Annotated in this window: 1 protein-coding gene; it reads left to right on the top strand. The window is 71.5% G+C overall.

Features of this window, described 5'->3' with window-relative positions; translation table 11 throughout:
- The coding region (locus SB751_RS30330; RefSeq protein WP_410749063.1) for an MASE4 domain-containing protein at positions 1-274 on the top strand (274 nt) is incomplete at both ends.

Below are 274 nucleotides of genomic sequence, written 5' to 3'. Positions count from 1 at the left end.
CCCTTCATGCCGATGTGCGCGCTCACCGTCTTCACCACGTCGGGCATCGCCGCCTTTCTGCTCGGCGGGCGTTTCGCGGCCACGCGCCTGCCGATGCTCGGCGCGCTCGGCGGCGCCTACGCGTTCACGGCCATCGCCGTCGCGCTCCAGCTCCTGATGTTTCCTGGCGTGTTCACGCGCAGCGGCCTGCTCGGCGCGGGGCCCCACAGCGCCGCGTGGATGTGGGTGTTCTGGCACGCGGGCTTCCCGGTCTTCGTGATCGTCGCGGCAAGCG

This window comes from Cupriavidus sp. SIMBA_020, from assembly GCF_046535395.1.
In the GTDB taxonomy this organism is placed as follows: domain Bacteria; phylum Pseudomonadota; class Gammaproteobacteria; order Burkholderiales; family Burkholderiaceae; genus Cupriavidus; species Cupriavidus campinensis.
The sequence above is the reverse complement of the archived record's forward strand: the minus strand, read 5'-3'. Positions and strand labels throughout refer to the sequence as shown.